The 26,528-nt window shown below is 35.6% G+C and carries 19 protein-coding genes; 9 read left to right on the top strand and 10 right to left on the bottom strand.

Going from position 1 to position 26,528, the window contains the following annotated elements:
* Positions 1-12 precede the first annotated feature (12 nt).
* Positions 13-1,410 (bottom strand): aldehyde dehydrogenase family protein, encoded by a 1,398-nt coding sequence (locus ACFOUY_RS05700; RefSeq protein ID WP_378959511.1) that lies wholly within the window; start codon positions 1,408-1,410, stop codon positions 13-15.
* 170 nt (positions 1,411-1,580) lie between these two features.
* Between ACFOUY_RS05700 and ACFOUY_RS05695 the strand changes: the two genes are divergently transcribed.
* From ACFOUY_RS05695 to ACFOUY_RS05675, 5 genes are all read left to right on the top strand, one after another.
* Positions 1,581-2,768 (top strand): hypothetical protein, encoded by a 1,188-nt coding sequence (locus ACFOUY_RS05695; protein ID WP_378959510.1) that lies wholly within the window; start codon positions 1,581-1,583, stop codon positions 2,766-2,768.
* Between the two features lie 147 nt (positions 2,769-2,915).
* On the top strand, positions 2,916-5,303 hold the full coding sequence (locus tag ACFOUY_RS05690) for a S9 family peptidase (RefSeq protein WP_378959509.1): 2,388 nt from the start codon (positions 2,916-2,918) through the stop codon (positions 5,301-5,303).
* A gap of 369 nt (positions 5,304-5,672) precedes the next feature.
* A complete protein-coding gene (locus ACFOUY_RS05685) occupies positions 5,673-6,305 on the top strand; it encodes a peroxiredoxin (RefSeq protein ID WP_378959508.1) in 633 nt (210 codons plus the stop codon).
* 14 nt (positions 6,306-6,319) lie between these two features.
* Positions 6,320-6,628 (top strand): thioredoxin family protein, encoded by a 309-nt coding sequence (locus ACFOUY_RS05680; protein WP_123207128.1) that lies wholly within the window; start codon positions 6,320-6,322, stop codon positions 6,626-6,628.
* Positions 6,628-6,876 carry a DUF6952 family protein gene (locus ACFOUY_RS05675; protein ID WP_029281635.1) on the top strand — a complete coding sequence of 83 codons (249 nt, stop codon included), beginning with the start codon at positions 6,628-6,630 and terminating at the stop codon, positions 6,874-6,876. The genes ACFOUY_RS05680 and ACFOUY_RS05675 overlap by 1 nt, the downstream gene beginning before the upstream one ends.
* Before the next feature lie 228 nt (positions 6,877-7,104).
* Here the strand turns inward: ACFOUY_RS05675 and ACFOUY_RS05670 are convergent, their stop codons facing one another.
* The 5 genes from ACFOUY_RS05670 to ACFOUY_RS05650 all read right to left on the bottom strand — a co-directional run bounded on the left by ACFOUY_RS05670 (position 7,105) and on the right by ACFOUY_RS05650 (position 14,538).
* Complete coding sequence (locus ACFOUY_RS05670) at positions 7,105-9,690, bottom strand: phosphoenolpyruvate carboxylase (protein WP_378959507.1); 2,586 nt, start codon at positions 9,688-9,690, stop codon at positions 7,105-7,107.
* Between the two features lie 262 nt (positions 9,691-9,952).
* Positions 9,953-11,500, bottom strand: coding sequence for a DHA2 family efflux MFS transporter permease subunit (locus tag ACFOUY_RS05665; protein WP_378959506.1), 1,548 nt, complete (start codon positions 11,498-11,500; stop codon positions 9,953-9,955).
* 7 nt (positions 11,501-11,507) lie between these two features.
* The gene (locus ACFOUY_RS05660; protein ID WP_378959505.1) at positions 11,508-12,587 is read right to left on the bottom strand and encodes an HlyD family secretion protein; all 1,080 of its coding nucleotides are present in this window, start codon (positions 12,585-12,587) and stop codon (positions 11,508-11,510) included.
* Between the two features lie 8 nt (positions 12,588-12,595).
* On the bottom strand, positions 12,596-13,915 hold the full coding sequence (locus tag ACFOUY_RS05655; RefSeq protein ID WP_378959504.1) for a TolC family protein: 1,320 nt from the start codon (positions 13,913-13,915) through the stop codon (positions 12,596-12,598).
* A complete protein-coding gene (locus ACFOUY_RS05650; protein ID WP_378959503.1) occupies positions 13,912-14,538 on the bottom strand; it encodes a TetR/AcrR family transcriptional regulator in 627 nt (208 codons plus the stop codon). The genes ACFOUY_RS05655 and ACFOUY_RS05650 overlap by 4 nt, the downstream gene beginning before the upstream one ends.
* Before the next feature lie 114 nt (positions 14,539-14,652).
* On the opposite strand from ACFOUY_RS05650, the gene ACFOUY_RS05645 reads away from it, so the two are divergent.
* The 4 genes from ACFOUY_RS05645 (at position 14,653) to ACFOUY_RS05630 (ending at position 18,065) form a co-directional block, all read left to right on the top strand.
* Positions 14,653-16,458, top strand: a complete 1,806-nt coding sequence (locus ACFOUY_RS05645; RefSeq protein ID WP_378959502.1) for a glycoside hydrolase family 9 protein — start codon at positions 14,653-14,655, stop codon at positions 16,456-16,458.
* An 8-nt stretch (positions 16,459-16,466) separates the two neighbouring features.
* Entirely contained in the window at positions 16,467-17,183 is a 717-nt protein-coding gene (locus ACFOUY_RS05640; RefSeq protein WP_378959501.1) for a polysaccharide deacetylase family protein, read from the top strand.
* 61 nt (positions 17,184-17,244) lie between these two features.
* On the top strand, positions 17,245-17,430 hold the full coding sequence (locus ACFOUY_RS05635; protein WP_378959500.1) for a hypothetical protein: 186 nt from the start codon (positions 17,245-17,247) through the stop codon (positions 17,428-17,430).
* A gap of 65 nt (positions 17,431-17,495) precedes the next feature.
* A complete protein-coding gene (locus ACFOUY_RS05630; RefSeq protein WP_378959499.1) occupies positions 17,496-18,065 on the top strand; it encodes a DUF2911 domain-containing protein in 570 nt (189 codons plus the stop codon).
* 407 nt (positions 18,066-18,472) lie between these two features.
* Here ACFOUY_RS05630 and ACFOUY_RS05625 read toward each other — a convergent pair whose 3' ends face one another.
* The 4 genes from ACFOUY_RS05625 to ACFOUY_RS05610 all read right to left on the bottom strand — a co-directional run bounded on the left by ACFOUY_RS05625 (position 18,473) and on the right by ACFOUY_RS05610 (position 26,037).
* Positions 18,473-19,099 (bottom strand): response regulator, encoded by a 627-nt coding sequence (locus tag ACFOUY_RS05625; RefSeq protein ID WP_378959498.1) that lies wholly within the window; start codon positions 19,097-19,099, stop codon positions 18,473-18,475.
* Between the two features lie 36 nt (positions 19,100-19,135).
* Positions 19,136-22,045 carry a ligand-binding sensor domain-containing protein gene (locus ACFOUY_RS05620; protein ID WP_378959497.1) on the bottom strand — a complete coding sequence of 970 codons (2,910 nt, stop codon included), beginning with the start codon at positions 22,043-22,045 and terminating at the stop codon, positions 19,136-19,138.
* Between the two features lie 27 nt (positions 22,046-22,072).
* Positions 22,073-24,472 (bottom strand): phosphocholine-specific phospholipase C, encoded by a 2,400-nt coding sequence (locus ACFOUY_RS05615; protein WP_378959496.1) that lies wholly within the window; start codon positions 24,470-24,472, stop codon positions 22,073-22,075.
* Between the two features lie 62 nt (positions 24,473-24,534).
* Complete coding sequence (locus tag ACFOUY_RS05610; RefSeq protein ID WP_378959495.1) at positions 24,535-26,037, bottom strand: glycerophosphodiester phosphodiesterase family protein; 1,503 nt, start codon at positions 26,035-26,037, stop codon at positions 24,535-24,537.
* Positions 26,038-26,528 lie beyond the last annotated feature (491 nt).

Genomic DNA, 26,528 nt, shown 5'->3' with positions numbered 1-26,528 from the left:
TTAAATCAAGCTTTACATTAGTTTCTTCAGCCACTTCAATAAACCCATTTTATCATTATAAGGAGGATAAATCATACTTGTTATGCCAAGTTTAGATTGAAACATAACCGCTCTTTCATGCGAGAAGTTTTTAAATCCAAAAATGCCGTGGCAACTTCCTACTCCACTACTATTCACCCCGCCAAAAGGTAAGTTTGGGTTGCTGATATGCACCAGCACATCGTTTACACAAGTTCCGCCAGAGCTTGTTTCATTTAAGATTTTATCTTTGTTTTTAGAATCATTAGAGAAAATATAAAGCGCTAAAGGCTTATCTTTTGAGTTTACAAAATCGATTGCTTGCTGCAATGTTTTGTAGGTCAAAATTGGTAAAATCGGACCGAAAATTTCTTCCTGCATAATTGGGTTTTCAGCAGTTACGGAGGTTAAAATGGTTGGCTTTAGGGTTAGATCTTTTTCATCAGTTTCCCCACCCCATTCTATCTCTGCGCCATCTTTTACTGATTTAATAATCAAATCATTTAATCGTTGAAATTGTTTTTGATTGATAATTTTTCCAAAAACATCTTTGTTGATTTCGCTCGCATTAAAGAACATTTTTTCTGTCGATGTTTTAAAATATTCAACAAATTCGATTTCTAATTTTTCATCAATTAGTACGTAATCTGGTGCGATACAAGTTTGACCTGCATTAACCAATTTGCCCCATGCAATTTTCTCAGCTGCCTTTTTTAAATCTGCTGAATTATCAATTATAGCTGGCGATTTCCCTCCTAATTCTAAGGTAACTGAAGTTAGATTTTTTGCTGCCGCAGCCATTACTACTTTTCCAATAGCCGTACTTCCCGTAAAAAATATATGGTCGAAAGGGAGTTTTAGTAGTTCGGTTGAAACGTCTACACCACCCTCAAAGCAGGCAATTTCCTTTTTATCGAAGGTTTGCGAGATGATTTTATTGATAACTCCTGCCGTTGCATTACTCAGTTCGGATGGTTTTAACACCACACAATTTCCAGCAGCAATTGCCGAAATCAGCGGGCTCATCATCAGTTGGAACGGATAGTTCCATGGTGCGATAATCAGACAAACTCCTTTCGGTTCGTAGTAGATTTTGTTATCCGCAAAAATATTACTCATCGTTTTGCTTACTGACTTTGGCCTCATCCAAGTAGCAAGTTTTTTAATTGCATGGTCTATTTCGGCATAAGTGAAAAACAGCTCGGTTACAGCGGTTTCAAACCGACTTTTGCGTAAATCCTTTTCTAGCGCAGCATATATCTCTTCCTCCGAATCTTCCAAGGCGGACTTAAGCATTTTCAGTTTAGACATTCTAGCTTTTACATCCGTTTTACGCAAATCGAATTTATGTTGTTGCTGTAATTCGAAAACCGATTTTATTTCTTGTTCCATAACTATTAACGTTCAGCATTTAAGGAATGTGAGAAATATAAGTTTGTGAGCTTACATGAAATCCTAAATGTCTTATGTGGTAAATTGATGTATAAATTTAGTTAAAATGAATTCATTTCATTAAAAATTCATTCATTTAAAGCATATTGCAATTAATTTAAATTACACAAATGAAGAAATTGTTTTTTGTTTTTGCATTCTTAATTCCAACGTTTATTTATGCGCAAACCATTAAAACAGATGTATTGATTTTGGGCAATTCAGATGCTGCATTTGCTGCTGGAGTTCAGGCCACAGAATCAGGTGTAAACGCTGTGGTTTTAACGCAAAGCGATGGCTTCAAACTCAGTAAAATTAAAAACTTCCCTCAAACCGGTGTAACTAAAGCCTTCGAAAAAAGAGCTAGAAAATCATTAAAACTAGCGGATAGTATTCCGCTGCCAGAAATGAATAATCAGGTTTTAAATGCAGTTATTAAAAACTGGTCTGACAGCTCGAAACTATTGGATGTAATAAATAATGCTCCTTATTATGAAATTAAACGCTCGGGAAATGGTTGGGAGGCAAAACTCACAAAGGATGAAAGTATCAAGGCAAAAGTTTTAATTGTTACTGATAATCCAGAAAAAATTTTCTCGGCGCTTAAAGTCCAAAGTTTAAAAATAGCCGAAACGAGCCCTTTAAATTATGCCGAAAACTTATACCGCACAACAATTAGCGGGATAAATGGTTCTTCTGATTTTCTCTCTTTGTATAATCTACTCATCCCAAATCAGGAAAATATTTTATACATCAATTCTGATAATTTAGAAATCGGTCAGGCAGCTGGTGCAACTGCAGCTTATGCAGCATTTTATAAAACTAAAACAAGCTTATCTAGCCTAAAAAGAATCCAAGGCGAATTATTAAGTTATAAGCTTTCTTTAATGCCTTTTGAGGATGTTAAAATTACTGATTCGAATTGGCTGGCGATACACAAGATTGGCATTACTGGAATTTTAAAGGCAGATATTAAAAACGGCAAAGTTTTCTTCAATCCTGAAAAAGAAGTAAGTTACGATGAAATTAAGCAACCAATAAAAGATTATTATTACAAAGCTCAAATCTGGTTTGACGATCATAAAAATATACCTATTAATTTAGAAAACACCATTTCTATGATTTGTTATGTTGGTAACAAAGCGGTTGAAGCAACCAAAACAGAAATTCAAAAGAAATGGAATAAGAACTATAAGTTTTCTTCAAAATACGATTTGAAAAAGGCACTAACACGTAGAGAATTTTCAGTTATCATCAATGAATATTTAAAACCCTTTGACGATGTGAATGTGGATAGAACCGGAAGAGTTATTCGATAAGAATTAACCATAGGTGCATACAGATTCTATATTCGGTGATTTCAGTATTTCCTGGACAATATTAACGAATTAACCGCTGTAACATTTCCATTTCCTTAATGATTTAGTTACAGTATTCTCTAAATTGCAGCATCCAAACAAAAATTCATGAAGAAATATTTATTTTTCCTTTTGCTTTGCACGGGCGAATATACATTTGCGCAGCAAATTGCTCCATTAACGGTAGAAAAAATTATGCGAGACCCAAAATGGATTGGGATTTCACCAACAAATTTTCGCTGGACTGCAGATAGCAAAACCTTATACTTTAATTGGAATCCTGAAAAAAAAGCTAAAGAAGAGCTTTTTAAAATCTCGCCATCATCTACAAAGCCAATTAAAGCTATAGATAAAGAAGATGAAAAATTATTGAGTTTAAACTACGTTTACAATAAAGATAATTCGCTTGGCTTGGTAGAGAAAAGTGGTGACATCTATCTTCAGAATTTTAAAACGAAGAAAGAAGTTCGTTTAACTAATACTATGGAACGAGAAAGCACCCCTGTTTTCTTAACGAATGGAAACATAGCTTACCAATTGGGCGATAATATTTTTCAATTAGATTTAAAAACAGCTGAAACTAAACAAATAACCAATTTTGTAAAGGGAAAAGCAGCGGGGAGAACGCCTGCAAAATCAGGAACTGAACAAGATAGCTGGCTGAAAGCACAACAAACAGAATTGTTCGACATCAATAAAAAAAGAAATGCAGAAGCACGTTTTGGTGGCAATCGTGGCGGAAGAGGTCGTTTTGGTGCTCCGTCTGCCGATACAAAATCGCTTAAACCATTATATACGGATGATAAATTTTTGAATGGTGTTGTAATTAGTCCCGATGGCCATTACGTTACGTATAAACTAACCACACCCGCACAAAACAACCACAACACTGTTGTTCCAAATTATGTAACCTCTTCTGGCTATACTGAAGATATTCCGGGAAGAACAAAGGTTGGAGAAAATGAAAATATTTCTCATGGTTTTGTCTTCGATACACAGAAAGATTCTGTTTATATGATTCAAACGGCAACAATTCCAGGTATAAAAGATATCCCGGATTTTTACAAAGAATATCCAAAAGAGCTTGATACTTTAAAAAAGAAAAACACTGATAGACCTGTTAATTTCTTCGGGCCAACATGGAATGAAAATGGAACCACGGGGATTGTTATTGCAACTTCTTTGGATAATAAAGACCGCTGGATTTTAAAATTGGATGCATCAACTGGTAAATTTAGCTTGGTAGACCGCCAACAAGATGAGGCTTGGATTGGCGGCCCCGGGATTAGTGGTTTTTTTCAGGGAAGTGCAGGTTGGATAGATAATAATCGCTTTTATTACCAAAGTGAGGCAACTGGATATTCGCACTTATATGTAGCGAATATTTCAACTGGCGATAAAAAACAATTGACTTCTGGAAAATGGGAGGTTCAATCGGCTCAACTTTCAAAAGATAAAAGCACTTTCTATATTAAGGCAAACAAAGAACATCCAGGCATTACTAATTTCTTTAAAATTAATGTGAATGGTGGCGAACTTTCACAAATTACAACAATGAAAGGTTTAAACGATATAACCCTTTCTCCCGATGAAAAGTACATTGCCATCAATTATTCTTTTATGAATAAACCTGGCGAATTATATATCCAACAAAACAAAGTTGGTGCTAAAGCTCTAAAGGTTACTGAATCTACGTCTGCTGAATTTAATTCTTACAAATGGCGTGAACCAGATATGGTGACCTTCAAAAATCGTTATGGCGCTGATGTTTATGCAAGAGTTTATAAATCAGAAAATCCTAATGCAAATCACCCTGCTGTAGTTTTTGTTCATGGAGCTGGTTACTTGCAAAATGTGCACTTTGGCTGGAGCACTTACTTCCGTGAGTTTATGTTTAACAATTTACTGGCAGATAATGGTTACACTGTTATAGATATTGATTATACAGGAAGTTCTGGTTACGGCCGCGACCACAGAACAGGAATTTACCGCCATATGGGTGGAAAAGATTTAACAGACCAGGTTGATGGCGTGAAATTTTTAGTGGAAAAATACGGTGTAAATCCTAAGCACGTTGGTTTGTACGGTGGTTCTTATGGCGGTTTTATTACCCTGATGGCCATGTTTAACGAGTCAGATGTTTTTGCTAGTGGAGCTGCTTTGCGTTCGGTTACCGACTGGGCACATTACAACCATGGATATACCTCGAATATTTTAAACGAGCCTTTTAACGACCCGATCGCTTACAAAAGAAGTTCGCCAATTTACTTTGCCGATAAGTTGAAAGGAAACTTGTTAATGGCACACGGGATGGTTGATGTAAATGTTCATTTCCAGGATATTGTTCGCATCTCTCAACGCTTTATTGAGCTTGGTAAAAATAATTGGGAGCTTGCTGTTTATCCAGTGGAAGACCATGGCTTTATTGAACCAAGCAGCTGGACTGATGAGTATAAAAGAATATTTAAATTGTATGAAAATACATTGAAGAAATAATTTTTTTTGAATCCCTCTTGATGAAAATTGAGAGGGATTTTTGTTTCCGTCGGCTGAAGCACGACGGTAATGAAATGAACAGCGTTTAGACTAAAAGCTCATCGCGTTGTAAGGTTTTGCAATCTTTGCCGTTGGTTTCAACCAACGGAATAAAAGTCATTATTCTTAGCTTTAGCCAAATAGGCACCTTACCAGAAACTACTTCCACCCCTTTCAAAAAAATAAATAGCTAAAAATTATACATAAATACACATATATAGTTTTTGACTATATCGCTATCAATAAATACAATGAACTATTAATAAATCTTGGTTGGTTTACACAGGTTTTCGCCTTACCTTTGCAGTACAAAATTAAAGATAAAAAATTATGGCAATAGTAGGTAAAAAATTCCCGAGTGTTAGTATTGATGCAATGTCAGACATGGGTGATGACTTGAAAATCAACGTATTTGAAGAAGCTGTAAGCAAAAACAAAAAAGTGTTATTATTCTGGTATCCAAAAGATTTTACTTTTGTTTGCCCAACAGAGTTACATGCTTTCCAAGCGGCTTTACCTGAATTTGAAAAAAGAAATACAATCGTTATTGGTGCATCTTGCGATACAAACGAAGTTCACTTCGCGTGGTTAAATACACCAAAAGATAATGGTGGTATTGAGGGTGTTACTTATCCGATTTTAGCAGATACACATAGACAATTGTCTGGTATTTTAGATATTTTAGACCAAGAAGTTAACTATGATGAAGAAGGAAATGAATCTTTTTCAGGTTCAAATGTTTCTTTCAGAGCAACATATTTAATCGACGAAACTGGTAAAGTTTTCCACGAAAGCGTTAACGATATGCCACTAGGTAGAAACGTTAAAGAATATTTGCGCTTAATTGATGCTTATGCTCACGTTCAAAAACATGGTGAAGTTTGTCCAGCAAACTGGGAAGAAGGAAAAGAAGCTATGAATGCAAACAGAACTGGCGTTGCTGAATATTTAGCCGCTAACTAATTAAATAAAACGTTATGTTTTTAGAATTAACAGAAGATAATCTTCAACAATATTTAGCCGATAACTCTAAAGTTATGGTTCAGTATGCAGCATCTTGGTGCGGAAACTGCAGAATCATGAAACCAAAGTTTAAAAAATTAGCTGCTGAAAATGAAGATGTAGCCTTCTTAATTGTTGATGCCGAGAAACTTCCGAACTCACGCAAATTTGCAAACGTTGATAATTTACCAACTTTTGCGGCTTTTGAAGGTGGTGCTTTGGTAGACCAAGTGCAAACCAATAAAGCTGAAGGTTTAATTGAACTATTTAACAAAATAAAGTAATGAAGATTCCGGTTATAAGACAATTATTTCAAAACACGACACCTGCTCAGTTAGAAACAACCTTAGAAGTTTTAGAGGCTTTCTGCGAGTTTAGAGGCGTTAGCGAACATGAAGTTGATGTTGCGGGCGAAATGATTACCAATATTTGTGGTGCGCTTGAGGTGCATCAAATGGTAAGCGATGGCGCTGCTGAAAAGGATGCGCTTAACGCTTTCGGCCAAAAAGTAATGGGCTCGATTGATAGATAATTGTTTGAAGCTTTAATCTGGCTTTATTAAAATCATAATCCCTTGTAGATATTTCTGCAAGGGATTTTTTTGTGTATTTTCGTCATTGGTACGAAGCAATCTTAAGGCGTTATTTTTTAGGCGATTACTATAGGATTGCTCACGGCATTAAAATGATAACCTTTTTTAGGCCTAAATTATAATTTGAACCTCATAGGTTTTAAAAACCTATGAGGTTTGTGATTAAAATTAAGCCAAATTCCTACCCGCATTTACAATACCAAAAACTGTTCTTACTGCCAGTTTCTCTAAAGCTGTTTGGTCTTTTTCGTTTTGGTCGTGCTGTAGTTTTTCTAAAGCGAAATGCTGAATTAACACCAAAGGCAAAATGATTTTCTCACGGGTTGCGATTGATTTTTTATCTACAGGATAGTTCGCCATTAAAGTTGCTTGTCCTGATAGTCTTAAGAGCATCTGTTTTGTTAACTCGAATTCGTCGCGTAGTTGAGTCCAGAAAGCACCAAATTCTTTATCGTTAGCTAAATGAGCTGTAATTACAAAGTCTGATTTGCTCATACTCATCATACAATTATCTACGATGGTTTTTAAATAATCAGAATCTTCATAAACCTTAACCACTTTATCCCAATTCCCAGCCTTTTCTTGATTTTTCATTGCCGTTCCCATGCCATAGAAACCCGGAACATTTTGTTTAAGCATACTCCAAGCGGTTACGAAACTAATGGCTCGTAAATCTTCGAGTTTCATTTTACCTCCGCCATTTCTTTTTACCGGGCGACTACTGATATTTGCCTGTGATAATAATTTCAGCGGAGAAAGTTTCTCTAAATAACTTACAAATAATGGATGCTCTCGTAAATCGACGAAAGCTTTATAACCATCTTCCGCCATTGCATCCAACAAGGTTTTATTTTCAGGGTCTAAAAGCACATTATGTTTTTCTTTTAAACCTGATGAAATACCTGCATTAATTAATTGCTCGATATTAAATTCGGCGCTTTCTACCGAACCATATTGAGAACTAATGGTTTGTCCCTGAACAGTTAATTGTATGTTTTTGTTGGCAATTTCTTTACCCATTGATGCGTAGAAACGATGTGTTTTACCTCCGCCACGAGATGGCGGTCCGCCGCGACCATCGAAAAACGCTAATTGAATATTATGTTTTTTAGAAACTTCAGAAAGCGTAGTTTTTCCATTAAAAATTGACCAATTGGCCATTAAATAACCCCCGTCTTTGGTGCTATCTGAGTAGCCAAGCATAATATCTTGTTTATTGCCACGGCTAGCCAAATGCGCTTTGTAAAAAGGATTGCTGTACAACGTTTCCATAATATCCGCAGCACCTTTTAAATCGTTTACCGTTTCGAAAAGCGGCACGAAATCAACCTTTAAATTATCTTTACTCCAGCCATTCCAAAGGAAAAGTTCGATTAATTGAAGAATATCGCTGGCTTGTTGGCAATTACTGATAATGAAACGGTGGCAAGCTTTTTCGCCATTACGCTTTTGAATACCTCTAATTTCATTGATAACCTCAATAGTATCTTTAATTAAATCATCGCCCTCGGTAACATAAACTGGAGTTGCTTGTTTAAACGAAATTAATTTTAGTTTTTCAGCCTCAGAAAGTTTATCATAATCTGCGGGATAAAGCGAAGAAATCGGTTTGTTCTGACGGCAATAGGCATGAACACTTCTCAATACGCGACTATCCTGACGGATATCAAGCGATGCGAAATAGTTTCCGTACAAATCAACTTTACGAATTAAATCGTTAACCAAATCAACAAACAAACCATCGTGCTCTTTTAATAAAGTCTCTTTTATTTTATTTAGATTTTCTCTTAACTCATCCGAAATATCGTGCAATTCGCACGTTTGGTCGAAAGCATTTTTATATAAAACATCATGTAAAATTGCGATGTTTTCTTCCACACCTCTAAAAGTTATGCGGCGTTTAATTACCCTAAAATCACGATAATAACAACGGAAAAGGATTTGACGCAACATTTTAGAGACCTCTAGAGTAGTATCTGCATGAATATTTGGATTTCCATCTCTATCGCCACCTGGCCAGAAACCTAGTTCTAAAATCTTTTTGGTTTCCAGATTATATTCATCCAGATTCTGGTCGATTTCTTCCTGAACATTTGCCGCAGCGAAGTAAAATGTATTTTCCAAAAACCATGCTAAATTTAAAGCCTCATCAACAGGAGTTGGAGATTTCTTATTAAAAAACGGCGTTTTACCTAATTGTTGCAGTAACGAATTCATTGCTGTAATGTCGTTATCGCGGATTGCCTGTGTTAAATCGGTAATAATCGCTAAAACACTACCCGGATAAAACTGGGTTGGGTGAGCAGTTAGAACCAAACGTAGAGATAATTCATCAATCAACTTCTCGATTTTTGAAAGCATTGGTTTGTTATCCGCATTCTTTTTTAAGATAAATGCAAGTGTGCTTTGCTCATCTGTGGTATTTAACTTAGTAAAAGATGCATCTTCAACTGCATCGAAAAGTACAACCTGGCGCTCAATATATTGTATGAACCGAAAAAGCAAATCGATTATATCCTTACGATCGGTATAGCTTGTGTATTTTCCGAAAAACTCTTCAATTACCTGGGCGGGTTTTTGCCCGTTTACAATACCCTCTTCGCAGCTTTTAAAGAATAAAGGCAACAATGTTCCGGTATCTTTTATTTTATAAAAAGGCAGTGTTAAAAAAAGACTGTTAAAGAGTTCAAATTTCGAGATAACCTCGTTATTAAAAATAGATTCACGCTGTGTGGTCAAACGGAGTTTAGGCATAGCTTAAGCAATAGTTTTGTATATGGTAATACTACAAAAAATGCGTAAGGTATTAAAATTCTAAGGCTTACAATTTGGAAAATTGTAGAATAAATTTTAATTTTAGAATCTTATTTGGCTACTTGGTGGTTAAGTAAGAACATATGCAATGTTTAAGGGCATTGCATTGATTGTTAATTTTTTGGGTTAAAACAGCCGATGTAATAAAATACACCGGCTGTTTTTATTTTTTGGCATTATTTACACCATTTCTTTGCTAATATTAATGAGCATCGGTAACAATGTTTGCATTTTTCTTAAACTTTTGCAGATACAACAAAGGTATAGAAAACAACATAATTAATCCTGCAACCCAATAAGCATCGTTATAAGTTAGCAGCATGGTCTGTTTAATTACTGTACCTTCAATCGCTTTCATTGCCATTAATTTTGCATCCACAAATGATGAACCTTTTGTCATAAAAGTATGAATCAAGCCATTTAATTTTTGAGTAAATGCAGGGTTGTATTCGTTTATGTTAGTTAACAAATTACTTCTATGGAAACCTGCACGAACGTGAATTAAAGTAGTTAAGGCTGCGATACCAAATGAACCACCTAACTGTCTACTCATATTGTTTAAACCTGAGCCTTGTCCAATTTCTGGTCCTGTTAAATCTTGCATAGCTAAAGTAGTTAGCGGAACAAATAGTAAAGCCATTCCAAATCCTCTAATTACTAACGGCCAGAAGAAATCTCCAGTTCCCGACGCCAGTGTTGATTTGCTCAACATCCAACAGAAAACGAAAAATAAAAACATACCTCCAGTAGCCATAAATTGTGCTGGCACTCCTTTTTTAAGCATTATACCAATAAATGGCATCATTGAAATGGTACAAATACCACCCGCAATAAAAAGCTTTCCGGTTTGTAAAGGCGTAAAACCTAAGAGATTTTGTGCAAAAACCGGAAACACGAATACCGAACCATATAATCCAAATCCTAAAATAAAGGAAGTAAACATCCCGATGGAGAAACTCCTTTTTTTCATAATCCGAAGATTAACAATAGGATATTCTGTAGCTGTTTCTCGCCAGATGAATAAAAGCAAACCAAAAACAGATGCTACTGCTAAAGCAATGATGTATGGTGTAGAAAACCAATCTTCGCTTTCGCCTTTTTCTAATAATGTTTGCAAACTTCCAACCGCCACAGCCAGTAAACCAATTCCCCACCAATCGACTGGTTTCCCTTGCCCATCCTTGGGCGTCTCTCGAATAAAGGTTATGGTACAGTATGCGGCGAGTATCCCGACGGGAATGTTCACATAGAAAATCCAAGGCCAATCTGCTATCTCTAAAATATATCCACCAATGGTTGGACCAACTGTTGGGCCTACAACCGCACCTAAACCAAATAGGGCTGTTGCAATACCCACGTCTTCGCGAGGCCAGGTTTCAATCAGAATAGCTTGTGCTGTGGATATTAAACCACCACCTGCTAATCCCTGAATAATCCTGAATAAAATCAGCTCATTTAAAGATGTTGCGTTTCCGCATAAAAATGAAACTAGTGTAAAGACAATGATGGAGGTTAAGAAATAATTTTTACGCCCGAAACGGCTACCCAACCAACCCGACATAGGCAAGATGATAACATTCGCAACAGCGTAACCAGTAGATAACCAAGCCACATCCTCCAGGGTTGCGCCCAGGTTTCCCTGTATTTGAGGAATCGCTACGTTTACGATCGTTGTATCAATCAGCTCCAAAAGAGATGCTGTGATTACCGTAAATGTAATAATCCACTTTTTTAAACCTACTTCGGCCATTATATTATTAATTAGTAGAAACTGATGCTTTAACGCTCATACCTGGACGTAATTTGGCTAACAATTCCTTTGATGGATGAATTTTAATTTTAACTGGAATACGCTGAACAACTTTTACGAAGTTACCTGTAGCGTTATCTGGTGGCAATAAAGAACCTTTTGCACCCGTAATTGGCGAGAAATTATAAACTTCACCTTGGATTTTTTCATCAGGATAAGCATCAACTTCAATTTCTACTTTAGAGCCTGTTTTAATTTTTTCTAACTGCGTTTCTTTAAAGTTAGCCGTAACATAAATACTTCCATCATTAACTACAGAAAACAAAGCTTGCCCAGCTTGAATCAACTGTCCTTTTTGAATATTCTTTTTAGAAACTATACCAGTTGCTGGCGCTTTAATATCGGTATATGATAATTGTAGTTGGGCAAAATCGATATCACTTTGGCGCTGGCTAATCACGTTGCTGCTCACTGCTAATTGCGATTGAGTTGTACCCACTTGTTTAACCGCAGCGTTATATTGGTCTTGTGCTGCATGGTAAGCTGCTAAAGCCGATTGCTGTGCTGCCTCTGCCGATTCTTTATTCGCTTTTGCCTGGTCGAAAGCTTGTTGTGTTATCGAACCATCTTTTACCAGATTCTCGTATCGGTTATAATCTTTCTGTGCTAAATTTACTTTAACATTTGCAGCCTGCACATTTGATTTTGCAGCATCTACATTTGCTTTAGCTGTACTTGTATTGGCTTGTGTAGCCGCAATTTGTGAGTTTGCAACACCAACACCAGCACTTGCACCTTTCTGGCCTGACTGTGCTTGCTCTAATTTTACTTTATAATCTGCATCATCAAGCTTAACCAAAATCTGGCCTTCTGTTACCCTTGTATTTTCTTCGAAATTAATCTCCTTTACGTAACCCCCAACGCGAGCAACAACAGGACTGATATCTCCATCAATCTGCGCATCATCCGTATCTACGTGTTTGCTAAAATAATTCCACTCTGTGATACCAAAAACGATACCTATTACCAGTAAAACACCTAAGATTATAGGTACTACTTTACTCTTCTTTTTATTTTCAGTTGTCATTGTTGTATTTATTGCGTTATTTTTCCTGTTGATTTTAATAATGTGTAGTAAGCCAAACCTGCATCTGCCTTAGCTAATTCTAAGTTTATTTTTGCTTGATATAATAAGGTTTCAGCGTCGATTCTATCTGTAACAGATGCTACATTGTTTTTGTATTTTGACGCTAATAATTTATCGTTTTCTGTTGCCTGAGCAATTGAAGTTTCCAAAACCTGAATCTTATTCATGGCAACCTGATAACCCTGGAAGTTTTTATTGATATCCGTTTTCACGTTATCTGATAAAATATCTTTTTGAATGGTAATTTCGCTCTGCTGAATTTTAGCCTCACTCACTTTATTTCTGTTAGACCAAAGACTTGCGATGTTCCACGAAACCGTTGCGCCTAAAGTAACAGGCATTAAATACTGGTTCGTTGGTGGAATAAAATTACCACTTGGATTGATGTAATATAGGTTTGCGCCAACACCAACTGTAGGCAAAGTATTTGCTTTAATGGTTTTGATGTTGAAACCTGCAACTTTATTTTGCACATCAAGCTGTTTTAGTTCCTGGCGATTTGCCATTGCTAATCCAATATATTCGTTTAACGAACTTGGCGATTTTAAACCAACATTTGGGTCAGTAATTTTAACCTCAGTATCCTCTGGTAAACCTAAAAGGATATCTAAATTATAGTTGATTATTTTGCGGTTGCTTTCGATATCTAATTGCGTTAGCGTAACATTTGCTTGCTGTAACTGGAAACGTAGCACATCATTTTTAGTTACAATGCCTTGTTCAAAAAAACGTTGTGCTTGCTTAATCTGAGCCGCAATTGATTCTAAATTTTGGTCAACTACTTTTTTACTTTGTGCTACCTTATATAAAGCATAGTAAGTATTAATTATCGCATAAGTAACCTCCTCTTTGCTTTTGTCTGCATCTAACCGAGCAACATCTGCCAATAATTTAGTAGATTCTTTTGCATATTTTAATTTACCACCTCCATAAACTAATTCCTGTACAGCAGCTGTTCCTACAAAAGCATCGGCTCTTTTGGGCAATTCTAAAGAAGAACCTCCTCCAGGCAATGTAAATGTACTTGTTGGTATTTCTGCATGATTGTACAAAAAACTTGCATTTGCCGTAGGCAAAGCATTGTCTTTTACAATATCCAGCCTTGCTATAGCCTGGTCTATTTTATTTTGAGATAATTTTAAGTTTTTACTATTGGCTAAGCCAAGTTCAATTGCCTGGTTGATATTTAATTCCTTTGTGCTTTGTGCAAATAAAGCCGCCGGAACTAATGATGCCACAAGCATTAATCTAATCGATTTGGGTATCATTTTTTTGTTGTTAAATAAACTGTTAGTAAATCTTGAAGATGAGCAACAGCCCTATCTTTAATCAATTTTTTGTCTTTCGGATTGTTCAAATCAAAATCAGAATCTGGGATAACTTTTGTTGGTGCGATTACAATATTGGTTAATGTGCCCATTATTGTTGCAATAACCATTCTGTTATCAGCCTCTCTAAAACTTCCATCTTCCTGTCCATCAGTTAAAATTTTCTCTAATAACTGCATGTTTTGGCTCATGGCATCCTTAATTTTATTATACATTTCAGGACGCTGGCTTAACGACAGTTCTCTGTGCATCATTTTATGGAATGATGGATTAGCTAAAATTCGTGTCGCATAACCATCTATCACCCTATTCAATTTCTCAATTGCCGAAATTTTATCTTCGTTAATGATTTTTAATTGAGAACCAAATCCCGCAATACGGGCATTCATAATTTCAAGAAAAACGCCTTCCTTCGAACCGAAATAATAATTAATCATGGCCATATTTGCTCCAGATTCTTTTGAAATCTGGCGAGTTGATGTACCCTCATAACCTGTTTCGCAAAACAGCTTTTCAGCGGCATCAATTATGGCTTGCCTTTTATCTATCTTTTCTACTTTCATTTCTTTTTGGTAGCACAAAATTAATCAAACGATTGATTAACTTCCAAATGTTTTTGCACATCTTTTACATTCTCTTGATAAAAGCTTAATTTTATTGTATCTAACTGCCCAAAAATGAAAATTAAATATCTTTTATGCTCAATATTTTTTATCACTCTCCTATCTTTTAAGGCTTACAAGACAGAAAATCAGCAAAGCTGGATAAGGATAAACTTACTAGGTTATCCAACGTCAGGATTAAAAGTTGCGGTTTGGGCCAGTAAAGAAAACTTATCGCCATCTTCATTCGAGATTATTGAAAAGTTATCAGGTAAAGTGGTATATACCTCAACAAATATCAGTTCTTTTGGGGAATATGGCCCTTTTAATAAAACGGCACGCTTAAATTTTTCAGAATTTAAACAAAAGGGAGAATTTATGATTCGTGCGAACGGAATCTTATCGCCATTAGTTATCATTAATGATAACGTTTACGAAGGCGCTGCAGATTTTTGTCTTCGATACATGCGCCAGCAAAGAAGCGGCTTCAATCCTTATTTAAAAGACAGTTGCCATACCCACGATGGATTTGTTTTGAATGGACAAAAAGCAGGTATAAAAGATAGTGCGCACTTCGATGCTTCTGGAGGATGGCACGATGCAAGCGATTATCTGCAATATTCAACAACATCGGCAAATGCCACCTACCACCTTTTAATGGCATACCGAGATTTCCCTCAGGTTTTCGGCGATGAAAAGCAAGCTAATGGTTTAGATGGTAAAAATGGCAAAGCCGATGTTTTAGATGAGGCAAAATGGGGTTTAGATTGGTTGATTAAAATGCACCCCAAAAAGAATATTATGTTTAATCAACTCGCTGATGACCGCGATCATATTTCTATGCGCATTCCAAAAGAGGATAACCAATACGGCAAGGGATTTGAGCGTCCGCTATATTTTATAACTGGCGAACCTCAACAAAGGGGGAAGTTTATGAATGCAACAACAGGAACAAGCTCTACCGCCGCCAAATTCAGCAGTGCTTTTAATCTGGGGGCTTTCCTGTTTAGCAAAACAGATAAGGCTTATGCAAAGCAATTAGCACAAAAAGGCGAAACATCTTACCAGTTTGCTCTAATTAAGCCTGGTGTAACGCAAACTGCATCTGTAAAATCTCCTTATATATACGCAGAAGATAACTGGGTTGATGATATGGAGTTAGCAGAATCTGCCCGAAATTTTACCAAAGACAAACTAAATCAGAAATCAATAAACGCAGCCCTGAACTTTGCGGAAATGGAAAAAACCACACCCTGGATGTTAAAAGATACTGCAGCTCACTATCAATATTACCCCTTTATAAATCTAGGGCATTACGAATTGGCTAAACAATTAAAAGGAACTAACAAGCGCAAAATAGAAGGTTATTACAAACAAGGAATTGAACAGGTTTGGACCAGAGCTAAAGAAAATGCTTTCTATCGAGGTGTTCCATTTATTTGGTGTAGCAATAACTTAACAGTGGCTTTTGCAATGCAATGTGGTTGGTATAAAAACTTAACTGGCGATGAACGTTTTTCGGAATTGGAACAAGCAAATTTCGATTGGATTTTTGGTTGCAACCCTTGGGGAACAAGCATGGTTTATGGTTTGCCTACATGGGAAGACACACCCACCGACCCACATTCTGCTTTTACACATTTAAAAAATTATCCTATTGATGGAGGTTTGGTTGACGGCCCGGTTTATACAAATATTTACAAAGGATTGATAGGAATTACTTTAGCTAACGATGATGAATACGCTGAGTTTCAAAGTGACTTAGCTGTATATCATGATGATTATGGTGATTACAGTACCAACGAACCAACGATGGACGGAACAGCATCGCTAATTTATTTACTTGCAGCTAAGGAGGCGCAAATAAGGCCAAAAAAGTAATTGCCTCTGTGTTAGGAGGCCAAACCCAAGTTTTAGGGGCAACTGTTCGCGGCGATTCTACAAAAAAGAAAATCTCCTTGGTTTTTACGGGTGATGAATTTGCAGATGGCGGAGAAGAAATCGCAAAATCGTTAAAAAGTGAAAATATTAAAGCATCTTTCTTTTTAACCGGAAATTTCTACCGTAATTCTAACTTTAAATCCTTAATACAAAAACTTAAAAAAGATGGTCATTATTTAGGTTCGCATTCTGATAGGCACCTACTTTATTGTGATTGGAATAAGCGAGATAGCTTGTTGGTAACAAAAGCGCAATTTGAAAGGGATCTAAAATTGAGCTATAAAGAAATGGAAAACTTTGGCATAAGCAAAACTGATGCAAACTACTTTCTACCACCATACGAATGGTACAACAAAACGATTTCAGCGTGGACAGAGGAACAAAATCTGAGGTTGATAAACTTCACATCTGGCACACGTTCAAATGCAGATTATACTTTTCCTCAATTAGGTAAAGGCTATAAAAGCAGTACTGAAATTTATCAATCAATAATTAGCTTAAATGAATCAAAACCGACTGGGTTAAATGGATATATTTTGCTGCTACATATTGGTACAGATCCTCGCCGAACAGATAAATTTTATCGTTTACTGCCTAAACTAATCGCTTATTTAAAAGAAAATGGATATGAAATGGTAAAAATTGATAATTTATTAAATCATTAGGTAATTATCACAAATTAAAATTTAAAATAAATATTAACTTTGTATCAAATTTTAAAAAAAAATGAGCGTACAAAAAAACAGCAACAATAACTTCAATTGGCTTTATTATGCCCTAGGTTTATTTTTCGGTCTATTTACAGGAGCAATTATTACTCAAAACTATATTTATGCACTTTTGGGTGGCGTTTTTGGTTTATTAAGCGCAGGCCTATTTTTAAATGCTATCGTTAAAGGCAGAAAATACTAAGCGTTTCGCTGGTTATACCTTTTTGCGTTAACATTCTTTTAATTTTACTTAAACTTTTACAGCAAATGAGGAATGTATTAATTCTTGTTTTAGCTCTTTTATGCTTCAGTGTTAATGCTCAGGAAACAACCAATACTGAAGTAAAATTTGCAGCTGCAGATCCAAGCCCAGCAGATATCGTTTATTATCCACTTAATGCGGCAAAAGTAAAAACAGACGATGCGACCAAGCCTGTAATAAAAGTGGTTTACTCACGCCCTCAAAAAAAAGGACGCGATATTTTCGGGGTTTTAGAGCAGTATGGTAAAGTTTGGCGTTTTGGTGCAAACGAAAGCACCGAAATTCGTTTCTATGACAAAGTAACCATTGGTGGTAAAAAAATAAAAGCTGGCATTTACTGTTTATTTGCAATTCCTAATAAAGATACCTGGACAATCATTATAAATAAACAAACGGATAGATGGGGTGCTTTTACATACGATGAATCGAAAGATGTTATTCGTTTAAATGTTCCTGTTAAAACTTTAGTAAAGCCCGTAGAATATTTCTCGGTAACCTTTACCCCTCTTGATAAAGGCGCAACACTAATTGCCGCCTGGGATAAAATACAAGTAGAATTCCCGATTACTTTTTAGAGCAATAAAAACACAACACAAAAGGCTTCGGAAATTCTGAAGCCTTTTGATGTTTTAAAGTTTAAGTAGCTAAAAAACAAAAAGCAAACTCCAATCCTGGCAGTTTGCTTTTTCTATCATTATTAACCTAACAGGTAAAACTTCTACAATGTCTGTCCCTGTAAGAATCGTCTAAAAGAAGGTTATACAGAATGCTAAAATGTATAGGAAACCCCTTTTTTATATTTTATTAGAATATATATATTGTATTTTACATCAAAAGAACATCAACATAGTCTGATAGGAAACTACGGCATTAGAAAACTACCAAATAAATTTGTTCGATGTAAAAATAGAATGAAAAAGGGGAAATATTACCACCCAAAAAGGGGGATTTTTTAAATAAAAAAAGAATAGATTCTTGTAAATCAGATAAATCGCCTTTCCTTGGCTCTCTTTATTGCTTCATATTTTGAATTTACATCCAGTTTAGTGTAAATATTCTTAACATGACTTCTTACCGTTTCTTGTTCAATAAATAAATCGTTTGCTATTTGAGGTTTGGTTTGTCCGTTTGCAATACGCTCTAAAATTTCTGTTTCGCGTTTGGTTAAAGGAGAATTTAAGTTTTTTTGAAAAGAGCGCATCACAATTCTTGCAACATTCGTGCTCATGGCACCTCCCCCAGTGCTAACTTCTTTTATAGCATCGATAATTTTAGATGAGCTCGAATCTTTTGTAAGATAACCTCCTGCACCAAGCGTAAGTGCTTCAAATACTAATTCTGAAGAATCGAAAACAGTTAAGATAATGACACTGGTATTAGGCAACGCTCTTTTAATCAGAGGCAAAGCTTGCAGGCCTGATGTGCCAGGCATCTGAATATCTAAAAGGACAACATCCGGATTGTCTGTTTCCAAAGATTTCCTTGCTAAATCGTATGAAGCATAAGCTTTTATAAAATTAAACTCCTCAACTCCACTTAGAATTGATTCGTATCCCATTCTAAGGATTTCATCATCTTCAATACATACAATTCGCAGGTTTTTATTCATAATTTAATAAGGGAAAATTATAATTTTTAAATCTCGCTATTTTTTTAGAAGAATTTTAGTAAAAATTGTAGTTCTTGTTCCTAAGCCAATAGTTGAGCTGATTTTAAAGGTAGAATTTATCCGTTTACACCTGTTTTTGATGTTTTTTAAACCACTTCCCATTGTAATAGAAGCAAAATCGAAACCTTTGCCGTCATCTGTGGTTGAAATTTTAATCATATTCTGCTCTGAAGATTCTATTAATACTATAACTTGTGTAGCATTGGCATGTTTAAGTGCATTATTTAACATTTCCTTAAATATTAGCGATAAGTTTCGGTTAAACTCCATTGATAATTGCAACTTCTGATATTCGGGCAGAATACCTTCCATTTTAAAATCAATACCTGTATTTTGAAATAAATCAATGCCGAAATTTTTAATATGAACTAGTATTTCAAATAGGTTATCACTTTTAGGGTCTAGAGCCCATAAAATATCCTTCGTTCCAGAATACAATAAGCCAGCATTCTCTTTTATTAATCTAATTATTTCCTTTTGCTCAACTTCCTGATCATTAACCTTTTTATCTAAAATTTCGGATAAGACATTAATTCTTGTGAGCTTGTTTCCAATATCATCATGAAAATCTTCTGCAGTTTGTTTTCTAATTTTTTCTTGTTCCTTTAGCTTTATTTCTTCGTGACTCTGCTTCTTCTTTTCACGGGCTTTGAAAAACAGATAGAAAATTAACCATATCAGTAAAACAATTAAAAGAACTGCAAATGATTTAAAGATAATAGTATCGTAGAAAGGAGGAACAATTGTTAAATTCAGTTCTGCAACGTTGGATTGTTGTCCATTTGCTAAGGCTATTACTTGAAAAGTATAATTTCCGGGTCTTAGCGCAGAATATTCTACTTCAGTATTTTCGGCGGCACTTCCAAATTCAGCATCAAGTCCAACTAACCTGTATTTGTAGGTTACAGCTTTTGGATTAGTTAGAAAGATAGCGTTATAATGAATTGTAAGGTGGTTTTGATTATAACTTAACTCATAATGCAAGTCTTTATTAATTGAAGAGATTACAATATCTTTAGCTTTGTTATTTTTTCTATAGATGTTAACCTTTCCTACTTTAATAAAAGGAGCTTGTTTTATTTCGGCCGATGGTCCGGTTTTACACCTAACCAAGCCGCTAATTGTACCAACAATAATGTTATTTTTATAATTTAGAATAGCATTTTGATTACATTCTATAATTAGCTGATTATTTCTATAAACCTCATATGCTTTTGTAAAAGTATTAAATTTGAATTTGTTAATTCCTCTGCCTGTTCCAATCCACAAACGGTCATGATCATCTAACGCAAGACTATAAACATCGTTCGAGTTTAAACCATCTTTTGTAGTATATCGACGGCTTTCTTTTGTTTTTGAATTCCAGCTTATCATTCCATCACCTAAAGTTGCGAAAAGGAAGTTATTTCCGTGTTTAATTATGCTCAAAACAAAAGCACTACTTAATGCTTTTATTTGGAAGTGCTTATCAATTACTCTGTTTTTGATCAGATAAATTCCTGAGGAAGTTCCTAGCAAAACACTGTCTTTATTAATTGGATATATACACGATGTATAGCCATTAAATCCAGTAATTCTTGCCGTTTTACCACTTTTTATATATAAACATACATTCGGACTGTTTAACCATAAGCCTCCCTCTTCATCCTCGCCCATGGAATTAAAATCCATTTTCGGGAAATTAATTGCTTGATTGAATTTTTGACCATCGTACTTCCAAATTCCATTTCCTGCAGCCGAAACCCAAATATTCTTTGCCTTATCCGAAAAAACAAAATAGATATTTCTATTTTCCAGCTCTGCTTTTTTTACATTTTCAATCTTAGCCCCTTCGTATTTAAGTAATCCTTTGTTGAAAGTTCCGATCCATAAGTTATTCTTTTTATCCGCCGCGATTCCACTAATTGGGTATGCCAGATTTTGACCTTTAAACGTATTGTACTTGATAAAAGCATCACCCTCATATTTAAAAATACCATCGCTCGAACTTGAAATCCAGATGTTATTTTCAGCATCGCTAAAAATCTCATCAATTCTATTATCTGTTAATCCATTGTTTGAGTTAAAATAAATTACTGATTTTTTCTTGATAAGATAAGCACCGTTTTCTGTTCCAACCCAAACATCGCCCCTACTATCTTGTTCTATCGAATAGTATGTTAAAGCTTTTTTATCGCTAAAGAGCGGCTTAACACCATCCTTATCTGATACAAAAACGCCTTGCTTTAGAGTTAATAAATATATTTTATCTCGGTTTTTTTTATCAAATAATATTTTTTTCACCTCGTTAACAGCCAAACTAGCCGGTAATTTTAAGTGTAAAATCCAAACTCCGTTAACCAGTCTATAAATTCCTCTTCCTCTGGCGCAAACAAATAAATTTCCTGTTGCATCAGCATTCAAACTCGTTATGCTCAAACCTTCTATGGGGCAGAAAATCTGTTTATTATTTTTTATCGAAAACAGCTTATAGTCGCTAATGCCCCAAATTGTTCCATTTTTATCTTTATTTAGGGCGTAGACTTCGTCGCTTTTTAGCAGCGTAGAAATTTTACCGTTCTTTATAGTATTTATGCCTGCCTCGGTTCCTAAAAATATTTGATTTTGATTATCCTCTACAATACTCCGGATAGAGTTAGAAATTAATCCATTTGCTTTACTGTAAGATGTAAATTCTTTCCCATCAAAATTACTTACGCCACCAAAGGTACCTAACCAAAGTGTTCTGTTTTTTGCTTGATAAATAACTTTAACCTGGGATTGAGGCAGTCCTTCTTTTAAGCTGTAATTCGAGAAATTATAATTTTGTGCCGATAGCTTCAGGCTAGTAAGCAAAATGAAAGAAATTATGATTTTTAGCTTGATGGCAAACAGTTTGCAGTACATGTTACTACAAAATAAGCATAATTTCTTTCAAATACCATCACCCTTTTTGGAGATAATGTATGTATTGCCCATAAATGGGTCTGTAGATGTGATTTCTCCTGTTTCTATTTTTCCTGCATAGCGGTGTTTAAAAACTGTATTTCCTTTTTGAAGAATACTGAAATCGTACCAATTTGAACTTTTAGAAAGCTTTAAAAGCACATTGGTCGAAGATTTAGCTTTTAAAGAAACGTTTTGTGTGGAAGAATTATATTTGTTATCAACCACCTGGATATTTATAGCAACCGCACTTCTATTTTCTATTGAAAAAATAAGATTGCCGGTTAATTTTTTAGTGATTAAACCACCTTGTTCTGGAAAAGCTTTAATCAGCAATGCTGGGTTCTTCTTATTCCCTACAAAGTGCCTGTAAAATCCATTTGGGCCATTTACTGCTAAATCGTAAACTTCATTATCAAAATCTTCAATGCTTATTGTGTCCTGTAAAATATCGCCAGCTTTAACGCCATAAGCCCAAATTTTACCAGCTACACCTTTAAATTTTGCAATAGTACTCATATTAAACGGCGCACCAACCGTTTCTATTTCGTTTCCGAAAAGTGTTTTTGCCGATTGAAAATTTAGCTCTATTTTGTTGTTAAGCAAATTCGCATCAACCGTTATGTTATAGGGTAAAGCGCAAGCTGCTTTTGTGCCATTTTCTTGTTTTGGCGCATGTACAGATGTTAAAGGAGAAAAAGCCTCGTATTTATTAATTTTTGTGACTTCCACCTTATTCAACGCCGTTGGACCAACTTGAGCAGGCTTGTTTTTAGCATTGCCAATATTGGTTACCACAGCATCTCTTTTCAACGTCTCCGGCGATTTTATTTCTTCGCCATTATAGGGCCGAAATACCGAAGTTAAATCGCCACAGATATTTCTTCGCCAATCGCTTATATTATTGCTCTTGATGTTCTTGCCTGTCTTTTTGCTTAGCCATTTCTCCATAAACATTATGGATGAAGTATGGTCGAAAACCTGCGAATTTACAAAGCCACCTTTACTCCAAGGCGATGCAACAATAAAAGGAACGCGATAGCCCAAACCTATTGGACTGGCTTTTCTGTTCTCAAAATCTGTTGCATAATTTATTCCAGCAGAAACTTTCCCGCTTGAGGAATCATCAGGATTTGGAACAACAAAAGGCGGTTGGTGGTCGAAATAACCATCATTTTCATCGTAGGTTAAGATGAAAATTGTCTTCTTCCAAACCTCCGGGTTTTTGGTTAAAATATCTAAAGCTTCGCTTACATACCAGGTTCCGTAAAGTGGAGAACTGGTATGGTCTGAAAATCTTTGAGGGGCAACAAACCAGGAAACAGTTGGTAATTTTCCGCTGTCAACATCTTTTCTAAATTGATGAAAAATATCGCCTTTGGGCACATTAATCGTTTCTGGTTTACCCTGGTCGTTAGTGAAAGTAAAAGGCTCCAATTCTAAATAATCCTTTTCGCTAATATTCGTCTGAAAAGCTTTATCTATCAGGTTTTTTTCCCGTTGAGATAATTTATCGTATTTGGCCTGCACTTCTGCGGCGCTTAATGCTGGTTTAACTGTGTTGTCGCCATTTTTTCTGAAATAGGCCGAAAGCTTAACATTATGCCTGCTCACATACTCAACAGGGTTATCCCCATAATTGCCTAACCAATCATCAACCTCTCCTTCTGGTAATTTCGATGTCCATAATTCGTTTTGATAAATTCGCCAATCGATGCCGTTATCTTCTAAAGTTTCTTGAAAAGTTGGCCAATCTACAAACACATTATTTTGCGATTCTGCCTGGTCGTTATTTACAACTGCAATCCGGTTTTCGCTTTTTTCACCGCGTATGGTTCCTGTAAAAAAGAATAGCCTGTTCGGCGTTGTGCCAGTTAATGAAGAACAAAAATGCTGGTCGCAAATGGTAAATGCATCGGCCATGGCATAATAGAAAGGTATATCATTTCTATCATAATAAGCCATGGTCATCGGTGTTTTTACTGGCAACCATTTGTCGTAGCGACCTCCATTTCTGGCTGCAACCTGGTCATTCCAGGAGTGAGGCAAGCCACCTTGCCAGGTTATTTTAGTTTTATTAATATCTACATGAAACGGCGCAAAAGTATACCCTTGTCCATCTTTTTGCAACCAAACCTTATTTCCATCAGGTTGAATATGAGGATTTGGATCGTTAAACCCTCTTACGCCTTTCATTTTGCCAAACATGTGGTCGAACGAACGATTTTCCTGCATTAAAAATACGATGTGTTCTGCATCGTAAAATGAGCTGCCCAGTTCGGGATTAATCGACATCGCTTTTAGTACAGAACTTGGTAAAGTACTGACCACTCCAGTTGCCCCAGCAAATAAAGCTGCTTTTTTTAGAAATTCTCTACGCGAATCCATTGGATTTAAAATATTTAAAAATGTAAAAGGGATAATGTTGCTAATCCATAAAACACTTTACATCACTTTTGATAAACTCTTACATAATCAACCTTCATCGTTGCAGGGAAAATTGTATCATCCACACCTTTTTTACCACCCCATCCGCCGCCAACGGCAACATTTAAAATGATATGGAAATTTTGGTCGAAAGGCCAATCGCCAGAGCCCTTGCCAGAATTTTTAAAGCTTAAATATTTTTGGTCATCTACAAAGAAGTCGATTTTGTCTTTGCACCATTCGATAGCATAAACATGATATGAATCGTAAGGATCTATTTTAACACCTTTACCAGCCTGCGTATGAATTACATGATTAAATTTTTCTGTGTGTACCGTTCCATAAACGCTATCTGGTTCGTAACCAACATGCTCCATAATATCTATTTCACCACTCTTTGGCCAGCCACCATATTTCCATTCAGTTGGTAAAGCCCAAATTGCAGGCCATAAACCTCTTCCTTTAGGCAATATTGCTCTTACTTCAACTCTACCATATTTAAAATCGAACTTGTTTTTGGTAACCAATCTTGCTGAAGTATAATGGTTGTTTTCTTTATCGGCTTTTATTGCGGTAATATTTAAGTTTCCCTTATTTACATTGGCATTTGCAGAATCTGCATCGGTGTAATATTGCAATTCGTTATTTCCCCAGCCTTTTCCGCCAACATCATAACTCCAGTTTTTACTTAATGGTAAACCTTTTTCATCAAACTCATCGCTCCATTTTAAATTCCAACCTAACGCTGTTGGTGTTTTCTTTAATTCTTCAAAAGTTAATTCGGGCTCATTGGTGGTAATAAAATCAACTTTATGTGCCAATAACCACTGAATTTCAGGCACAGTATTTACCGTCCATGCATTAACAGTTAAACCCAATTTGTGTGCATTTTCAATCCAACCATCTTTTTGATAAACGCTGTAGTGATAATCTACACCAGTCAATTTATCGGCTTTCATCTGCTCTGCACTTATTTCGCCTCTTAAATAGGCGACTTTAGCATACGGCAATAATTCTAAAACTCGTTTGCAGTAATCGTAATCAAAACTGATATACTCTGTCCAATCTATTACACCTACTTTCTTTACCATTTCGATGCTGGCATTAGTTACTTCTATTCCGCGTTCTTTGCTTATTAATGATGGTTTAATTTCTAAAATGAGCCTAGTCGTTTTTTGCTTTTTACCCTCTTTCAGATAAGCCTCCAACGTTGGGATTTTCTCGCCATTGCTCATCGTTTTGGTTAATAGCTCTTCGTATTTTACTTTTTCGATGGTTAAACCTTGAAATTCAGGGTCGTGATTTACAACCAATACATTATCAGCGGTCATCCAAACATCAAATTCAGAACCATAACAACCAAGTTTAACAGCTTCCTTTAGCGATGCAATTGAGTTTTGAGGAAAATTTTGTTTTTTCCAGGCGCCGCGATGTGCAATTACTTGATTTTTATTCCAGTTAAATTTTTGGGCAAATGATGTGGTAAAAATTAATACCATACATGTTGAAATAAGTGCTCGTTTCATATTTTGGTTTTTTACGAAAGGTCAAAAGTAAATTTTTAAGAAAATTTTAAGTTAAAATCTATGTAACCTTTGTATTAACTATAACAAGATAGAAATTTTAAGTTAATGTTGATGTTTGCCCCCTTTACAGGTGGTCGTTAATGGCATTAAACTTTGTTAAATAAACGCGATTGTAGTGTAAATACTTTTGAAATTAGCCGCAAATGTTTTGTCCTAGCCAGACGGGCTTTTTTCTTTTGGCCGTAAAAGACCAGCACAGCTAGCTTAAACACAACAAAAATCATATGAAAACACAAACCTGTCGGCTTAAAATTTTTCTATTAAATTTTGTGGTTGGGCTTTGACGGTGGAATCCGAAAAATTTGTTAGGCCGATCAAAGCTTAACGTAGATTTACTACTCAGGCTTAGTTGGATGGAAATGCAAACATCACAAAATATTTATGCCCTTTTTAGGTTTTGGCTAAAGCATTGAACTTTGTTGAATAAACCC

The sequence above is a fragment of the Pedobacter jamesrossensis genome (assembly GCF_042650905.1).
Lineage (GTDB): Bacteria > Bacteroidota > Bacteroidia > Sphingobacteriales > Sphingobacteriaceae > Pedobacter > Pedobacter jamesrossensis.
This window is presented reverse-complemented; position numbering and strand designations above follow the sequence as displayed.